The sequence below is a fragment of the Pseudomonas sp. MWU12-2029 genome, assembly GCF_023242425.1.
In the GTDB taxonomy this organism is placed as follows: Bacteria; Pseudomonadota; Gammaproteobacteria; order Pseudomonadales; family Pseudomonadaceae; genus Aquipseudomonas; species Aquipseudomonas kribbensis.
The window spans coordinates 298,747-305,194 of sequence record NZ_JALJDY010000009.1 but is presented as its reverse complement, the minus strand read 5'-3'; the positions used below and the strand labels follow the sequence as shown (position 1 = coordinate 305,194).

At 54.4% G+C, this 6,448-nt stretch carries 14 protein-coding genes; all 14 read left to right on the top strand.

What is annotated here, in order from left to right; genetic code table 11:
• Positions 1–157 precede the first annotated feature (157 nt).
• The 14 genes from rpsJ to rplE all read left to right on the top strand — a co-directional run bounded on the left by rpsJ (position 158) and on the right by rplE (position 6,435).
• Positions 158–469: a 30S ribosomal protein S10 gene (rpsJ, locus tag M5B44_RS22820; RefSeq protein WP_003186070.1), complete on the top strand. Its 312-nt coding sequence runs from the start codon at positions 158–160 to the stop codon at positions 467–469.
• Between the two features lie 80 nt (positions 470–549).
• Positions 550–1,185, top strand: coding sequence for a 50S ribosomal protein L3 (rplC, locus tag M5B44_RS22815; protein WP_007955641.1), 636 nt, complete (start codon positions 550–552; stop codon positions 1,183–1,185).
• Between the two features lie 12 nt (positions 1,186–1,197).
• Positions 1,198–1,800 (top strand): 50S ribosomal protein L4, encoded by a 603-nt coding sequence (rplD, locus tag M5B44_RS22810; RefSeq protein ID WP_003228735.1) that lies wholly within the window; start codon positions 1,198–1,200, stop codon positions 1,798–1,800.
• Positions 1,797–2,096 (top strand): 50S ribosomal protein L23, encoded by a 300-nt coding sequence (rplW, locus tag M5B44_RS22805; RefSeq protein ID WP_002555488.1) that lies wholly within the window; start codon positions 1,797–1,799, stop codon positions 2,094–2,096. The genes rplD and rplW overlap by 4 nt, the downstream gene beginning before the upstream one ends.
• A 14-nt stretch (positions 2,097–2,110) precedes the next feature.
• Positions 2,111–2,935: a 50S ribosomal protein L2 gene (gene rplB / locus M5B44_RS22800; protein WP_016772943.1), complete on the top strand. Its 825-nt coding sequence runs from the start codon at positions 2,111–2,113 to the stop codon at positions 2,933–2,935.
• 16 nt (positions 2,936–2,951) lie between these two features.
• Positions 2,952–3,227 carry a 30S ribosomal protein S19 gene (gene rpsS / locus M5B44_RS22795; protein ID WP_011336172.1) on the top strand — a complete coding sequence of 92 codons (276 nt, stop codon included), beginning with the start codon at positions 2,952–2,954 and terminating at the stop codon, positions 3,225–3,227.
• A gap of 11 nt (positions 3,228–3,238) precedes the next feature.
• A complete protein-coding gene (rplV, locus tag M5B44_RS22790) occupies positions 3,239–3,571 on the top strand; it encodes a 50S ribosomal protein L22 (RefSeq protein WP_003103908.1) in 333 nt (110 codons plus the stop codon).
• 13 nt (positions 3,572–3,584) lie between these two features.
• Entirely contained in the window at positions 3,585–4,271 is a 687-nt protein-coding gene (rpsC, locus tag M5B44_RS22785; protein ID WP_085688068.1) for a 30S ribosomal protein S3, read from the top strand.
• 12 nt (positions 4,272–4,283) lie between these two features.
• Positions 4,284–4,697 (top strand): 50S ribosomal protein L16, encoded by a 414-nt coding sequence (gene rplP / locus M5B44_RS22780; protein ID WP_003228729.1) that lies wholly within the window; start codon positions 4,284–4,286, stop codon positions 4,695–4,697.
• Positions 4,697–4,888: a 50S ribosomal protein L29 gene (rpmC, locus tag M5B44_RS22775; protein ID WP_002555481.1), complete on the top strand. Its 192-nt coding sequence runs from the start codon at positions 4,697–4,699 to the stop codon at positions 4,886–4,888. The genes rplP and rpmC overlap by 1 nt, the downstream gene beginning before the upstream one ends.
• Positions 4,889–4,890: 2 nt before the next feature.
• On the top strand, positions 4,891–5,157 hold the full coding sequence (rpsQ, locus tag M5B44_RS22770; protein WP_003194644.1) for a 30S ribosomal protein S17: 267 nt from the start codon (positions 4,891–4,893) through the stop codon (positions 5,155–5,157).
• A 23-nt stretch (positions 5,158–5,180) separates the two neighbouring features.
• The gene (gene rplN, locus M5B44_RS22765; RefSeq protein WP_002555479.1) at positions 5,181–5,549 is read left to right on the top strand and encodes a 50S ribosomal protein L14; all 369 of its coding nucleotides are present in this window, start codon (positions 5,181–5,183) and stop codon (positions 5,547–5,549) included.
• 11 nt (positions 5,550–5,560) lie between these two features.
• A complete protein-coding gene (gene rplX / locus M5B44_RS22760) occupies positions 5,561–5,875 on the top strand; it encodes a 50S ribosomal protein L24 (protein WP_003186046.1) in 315 nt (104 codons plus the stop codon).
• Between the two features lie 20 nt (positions 5,876–5,895).
• Complete coding sequence (rplE, locus tag M5B44_RS22755; protein WP_003210069.1) at positions 5,896–6,435, top strand: 50S ribosomal protein L5; 540 nt, start codon at positions 5,896–5,898, stop codon at positions 6,433–6,435.
• The last annotated feature ends 13 nt before the right edge of the window (positions 6,436–6,448 follow it).

Sequence of the window (6,448 nt, the reverse complement as noted above, 5' to 3'; positions counted from 1 at the left end):
TCTCTTTTTTGAGATAGCTTCGATGAGTTGAAAAAGCCCCCGCTTAGCGGGGGCTTTTTTATTGGGTTGACACCTATCTGGGGCGTCTATAGAATTGCGCCTCCTTTTAACGGGCGTATTGCGCCCGGTGGGAATAGCAGCCGGAGTCTGAAATCCAATGCAAAATCAGCAAATCCGTATCAGGTTGAAGGCTTTTGACCATCGCCTGATCGACCAATCAACCCAGGAAATCGTGGAAACCGCGAAACGTACTGGTGCTCAAGTGCGTGGTCCAATTCCACTGCCTACCCGTAAAGAGCGGTTCACCGTTCTGGTTTCCCCGCACGTCAACAAAGACGCGCGTGACCAGTACGAAATCCGCACTCATAAGCGCGTTCTGGACATCGTCCAGCCAACGGATAAAACCGTTGATGCTCTTATGAAGCTTGATCTTGCGGCCGGTGTGGAAGTGCAGATCAGCCTCGGCTAAGACTCGGTCTTGGTCGTGTAACGCTCTGAAATGGGCGGCCATAGCGGGTGAAAGCCCCGTACACTCATGAGGTTTACAACATGACTATTGGTGTAGTCGGTCGTAAAGCGGGTATGACCCGTATTTTCACCGAAGAAGGTGTCTCCATTCCGGTCACGGTCATTGAGATCGAGCCGAATCGCGTCACCCAGTTCAAAACTGAAGAAACCGATGGCTATCGTGCAGTGCAAGTCACTGTCGGCGAGCGTCGTGCTTCCCGTGTTACAGCTGCTCAGGCTGGCCACTTCGCCAAGGCGAACGTTGCCGCTGGTCGTACCGTAATGGAATTCCGCCTTGAAGAAGGCGAGTACCAGGCCGGCGATCTGATCAACGCTGAAATCTTCGCTGCTGGTCAACTGGTTGATGTAACCGGTCAGTCCAAAGGTAAAGGCTTCCAGGGTACGATCAAGCGTTGGAATTTCCGCGGGCAAGATAACACCCACGGTAACTCCGTATCCCACCGCGTCCCAGGCTCTATCGGCCAGTGCCAGACTCCTGGTCGTGTATTCAAGGGCAAAAAAATGTCCGGTCATATGGGCGCTGAGCGCGTGACCGTGCAGTCCCTGGAAGTAGTGCGCGTGGACGCTGAACGCAATCTGTTGCTGGTCAAGGGTGCTGTTCCTGGCGCTACTGGCGGCAACCTGGTTGTACGTCCAGCAGCCAAGGCTCGCGGTTAAGGGGAAGCTGACATGCAATTAAATGTAAATGACGCTCAAGCGATCGAAGTTTCCGAACTGACATTTGGCGGCGAATTCAACGAGACGCTGGTTCACCAAGCAGTCGTGGCCTACATGGCCGGCGGCCGTCAAGGTAGCAAGCAGCAAAAGACCCGTTCCGACGTTCGTGGTGGCGGTAAGCGCCCATGGCGTCAGAAAGGTACTGGCCGTGCTCGTGCCGGTACTATCCGTAGCCCAATCTGGCGCGGCGGCGGCACCACTTTCGCAGCTCGTCCACAGGATCACTCCCAGAAGCTGAACAAGAAGATGTACCGCGCAGCAATGCGTTCCATCCTTGCTGAGCTGGTGCGTACTGATCGTCTGGTCGTGGTTCAGGATTTCGCAGTTGAAACTCCGAAAACCAAAGACCTGCTGGGCAAACTGAACAACATGAGCCTGACCGACGTTCTGATCGTGTCTGATGCTGTTGATCAGAACCTGTACCTGGCTGCTCGCAACCTGCCACACGTAGATGTACGTGACGTGCAAGGTTCCGATCCAGTTAGTCTGATCGCATACGACAAGGTGTTGATCACCGTGTCGGCCGTGAAGAAATTCGAGGAGCTGCTGGGATGAACCAGGAACGCGTATTTAAAGTTCTGCTTGGCCCGCACGTTTCCGAGAAGGCTACGGTTCTGGCAGACAAGAAAGGCCAGTTCGTTTTCAAGGTTGCTACCGATGCAACCAAGCTGGAAATCAAGAAGGCCGTCGAAAGCCTGTTCAGCGTGAAAGTTGAGCGTGTTACTACCCTGAACGTTTTGGGTAAGAGCAAGCGCACCGCTCGCGGTCTGGGCAAGCGTAATGACTGGAAGAAGGCAGTTATCTCCCTTCAGCCAGGCCAAGATCTCGATTTCAGCAGCAGTGCTGAGTAAGGAAGGGGTGCATCATGGCAATCGTTAAATGCAAACCGACTTCCCCTGGCCGCCGTTTTGTGGTCAAGGTGGTCAACCAGGAGCTGCATAAAGGCGCTCCTCACGCACCGCTGCTCGAGAAAAAATCGAAGTCTGGTGGTCGTAACAACAATGGCCGCATTACCACTCGTCACATCGGTGGTGGTCATAAGCAGCATTACCGTATGGTCGATTTTCGTCGCAACGACAAAGATGGCATCGTCGCCACTGTCGAGCGTATCGAATACGATCCGAACCGTACTGCTCACATCGCACTGCTGTGCTACGCAGACGGCGAGCGCCGCTACATCATCGCCCCTAAAGGCGTGAGTGCTGGCGACCAGCTGATCGCAGGCGCTCTGGCTCCAATCAAGCCAGGCAACGCTCTGCAACTGCGCAACATTCCAGTCGGTTCTACCGTACACGGCATCGAACTGAAGCCAGGTAAAGGCGCACAGATCGCTCGTTCCGCTGGTGCTTCGGCTCAGCTGATCGCTCGTGAAGGTGTGTACGTTACCCTGCGTCTGCGTTCCGGTGAAATGCGTAAAGTGCTGGCTGAGTGCCGTGCGACCCTGGGCGAAGTCTCGAACTCCGAGCACAGCCTGCGTTCGCTGGGTAAAGCTGGTGCCAAGCGCTGGCGTGGCGTTCGCCCAACCGTTCGTGGTGTTGCCATGAACCCGGTTGACCACCCACATGGTGGTGGTGAAGGTCGTACCTCTGGTGGTCGTCATCCGGTATCGCCATGGGGCTTCCCGACTAAGGGCGCGAAGACTCGTGGTAATAAGCGTACCGACAAAATGATCGTCCGTCGTCGCAAGTAAATAGAGGGATACGACAGTGCCACGTTCTCTGAAAAAAGGTCCTTTTATTGATCTTCACCTACTGAAGAAGATCGAAGTGGCGGCGGAAAAGAACGATCGCAAACCAATTAAGACTTGGTCGCGCCGTTCGATGATCCTGCCACAAATGGTCGGTCTGACCATCGCAGTACACAACGGTCGTCAGCACGTCCCAGTTCTCGTTAACGAAGACATGGTCGGCCACAAACTGGGCGAGTTCGCCGGTACCCGCAACTATCGCGGGCACGTGGCAGACAAGAAAGCCAAGCGTTAAGGGGTAAGGAAATGGAAGTAGCCGCTAAGTTGTCGGGCGCTCGAATCTCCGCCCAGAAAGCCCGCTTGGTCGCCGACCAGATCCGCGGGAAGAAGGTGGGCGAAGCGCTCAACCTGTTGGCTTTCAGCAGTAAGAAAGCCGCCGAGATCATGAAAAAAGTGCTGGAGTCGGCCGTAGCCAACGCCGAGCATAACGAAGGCGCTGACGTTGATGACCTGAAGGTCAGCACCGTTTTCGTCAACGAAGGGCGTTCGCTGAAGCGCATCATGCCACGTGCCAAAGGCCGTGCTGATCGCATCGTCAAGCGGTCTTGCCATATCACTGTCAAGGTTGCTGACAAGTAACGGAGTCGAAGAGATGGGTCAGAAAGTACATCCCATTGGCATTCGCCTGGGAATCGTCAAGGAGCACACCTCCGTCTGGTACGCAGACGGTCGGACTTATGCGGACTATTTGCTCGCAGATCTGAAGGTGCGTGAGTATCTCCAAGACAAACTAAAAAGCGCGTCCGTAAGCCGTATCGATATCCATCGTCCGGCTCAAACTGCACGCATCACCATTCACACCGCTCGTCCAGGTATCGTTATCGGGAAGAAAGGTGAGGATGTTGAAAAACTGCGTCAGGACCTGACCAAGCAAATGGGTGTGCCTGTGCACATCAATATCGAAGAGATCCGCAAGCCGGAACTCGACGGTATGCTGGTTGCCCAGAGCGTAGCTCAGCAGCTGGAGCGTCGTGTGATGTTCCGTCGCGCCATGAAGCGCGCCGTACAGAACGCCATGCGCATTGGTGCCAAAGGCATCAAAATCCAAGTGAGCGGTCGTCTCGGCGGTGCTGAAATCGCACGTACTGAATGGTATCGCGAAGGTCGTGTGCCACTGCACACCCTGCGTGCCGATATCGACTATGCCACCTACGAAGCTCACACCACCTACGGTGTGATCGGTGTAAAGGTTTGGATCTTCAAAGGCGAAGTAATTGGTGGTCGCCAAGAAGAACTGAAACCACAAGCACCAGCGCCTCGTAAAAAAGCTGCTAAGTAAGGGGTACGCCAAATGTTGCAACCAAAGCGTACGAAGTTCCGCAAGCAGATGACCGGCCACAACCGTGGTCTGGCACTGCGCGGTAGCAAAGTCAGCTTCGGCGAGTTCGCGCTGAAGTCTGTTGCTCGTGGTCGTCTCACCGCTCGTCAGATCGAGTCAGCGCGTCGTGCTCTGACCCGTCACGTAAAACGTGGTGGCAAGATCTGGATCCGTGTATTCCCGGACAAGCCGATCTCCAAGAAGCCTCTCGAGGTTCGTATGGGTAAAGGTAAGGGTAACGTGGAATACTGGGTTGCCCAGATTCAGCCAGGCAAAGTCCTGTATGAAATCGAGGGTGTTTCTGAAGAGCTGGCGCGTGAGGCTTTCGCCCTGGCTGCTGCAAAGCTGCCGCTCGCCACCTCCTTTGTTAAACGGACGGTGATGTGATGAAAGCGAATGAACTTCGTGAAAAATCCGCACAGCAGCTGAACGAGCAACTGCTCGGCTTGCTGCGCGACCAGTTCAATCTGCGCATGCAGAAAGCAACTGGCCAGTTGGGGCAGTCTCATCTGCTCTCGCAAGTTAAGCGTGACATCGCTCGCGTGAAGACTGTGCTCAACCAGCAGGCAGGTAAGTGATCATGGCTGAAGCCGAAAAAACTGTCCGTACGCTGACTGGCCGTGTTGTCAGCGACAAGATGGACAAAACCATCACCGTTCTGATCGAGCGTCGCGTTAAGCACCCGATCTACGGTAAATACGTTAAGCGTTCGACTAAGCTGCACGCGCACGACGAAACCAATCAGTGCCACATCGGCGACAAAGTCACTATTCGTGAAACTCGTCCGATGGCCAAGACCAAGTCTTGGGCGCTGGTTGATGTTCTCGAACGCGCTGTGGAAGTCTAAGGGCTAGGGGTCGGAGAAATTATATGATTCAGACTCAATCCATGCTCGATGTGGCCGATAACAGCGGCGCTCGCCGTGTTATGTGCATCAAGGTGCTGGGTGGCTCCCATCGTCGTTACGCTGGTATCGGTGACATCATCAAAGTTACCGTGAAGGAAGCAATTCCTCGCGGTAAAGTGAAAAAAGGCCAAGTGATGACTGCTGTTGTAGTCCGCACTCGTCACGGCGTACGTCGTGCTGATGGCTCCATTATCCGCTTTGATGGCAACGCTGCTGTTCTTCTGAACAACAAGCAAGAGCCGATCGGCACCCGTATCTTTGGGCCAGTGACCCGTGAACTTCGTACTGAGAAGTTCATGAAGATCGTCTCGCTCGCCCCAGAAGTGCTGTAAGGAGATCCGACATGCAAAAGATTCGTCGTGACGACGAGATCATCGTGATCGCCGGCAAAGACAAAGGTAAGCGCGGTAAGGTGCTGAAGGTTCTTGCTGACAACCGTCTGGTTGTTGGTGGTCTGAACCTGGTCAAGCGTCATACCAAGCCTAACCCGATGTCGGGCGTACAGGGCGGTATCGTCGAGAAAGAAGCGCCACTGCACGCTTCCAACGTCGCCATCTTCAACGGCGAAACCAACAAGGCTGACCGCGTTGGTTTCAAAGTAGAAGACGGTAAGAAAATTCGTGTCTTCAAGTCGACCCAAAAAGCGGTTGATGCTTGAACACTGCTAGGTAGAAGACCATGGCACGACTAAAAGAGATTTACCGGAAGGAAATCGCACCGAAACTTAAGGAAGAACTTAAGCTTTCGAACGTGATGGAAGTTCCGCGCGTTACCAAAATCACCCTGAACATGGGTCTGGGCGAAGCGATCGGCGACAAAAAAGTCATCGAGCACGCTGTTGCTGACCTGGAAAAGATCACCGGCCAGAAAGTCGTTGTGACCTACGCTCGCAAATCCATCGCTGGCTTTAAAGTCCGTGAAGGTTGGCCGATCGGCGTCAAAGTGACCCTGCGCCGTGAGCGTATGTACGAGTTCCTGGATCGTCTGCTGTCGATCTCCCTGCCTCGGGTTCGCGACTTCCGCGGCCTGAATGCCAAGTCCTTCGATGGTCGTGGCAACTACAGCATGGGCGTGAAAGAGCAGATCATTTTCCCGGAAATCGACTACGACAAGATCGATGCTCTCCGCGGTCTGGACATTACCCTGACCACCACTGCCAAGAACGATGACGAAGGCCGCGCTCTGCTGCGTGCTTTCAAATTCCCGTTCCGCAACTGATTGGAGTAGGAAA